Genomic DNA, 236 nt, shown 5'->3' on the forward strand with positions numbered 1-236 from the left:
CCTATAAAGAGCAGCAAGACCAACTGCACCACAAAGACCTCGGCACCTACGGCTTCCTCGGCTACCCGCTGCGGCAAGCCGCCGACATTCTGCTGTACCGCGCCGGCTTGGTGCCGGTGGGCGCCGACCAGTTGCCCCACGTGGACTTCGCCCGCGAAGTGGCGCGGCGCTTTATCCATTTAGATGGCCGCGAGCCTGGCTTTGAAGCCAAAGCCGAAGCCGCCATTCTGCGACTC

Annotated in this window: 1 pseudogene; it reads left to right on the top strand. The window is 63.6% G+C overall.

Annotated elements, in window-relative coordinates:
• Positions 1-236 (top strand): annotated as a pseudogene (locus AC0IW7_RS25015) (tryptophan--tRNA ligase); the annotation flags it as partial.

The organism is Pseudomonas sp. AC229, assembly GCF_979254655.1.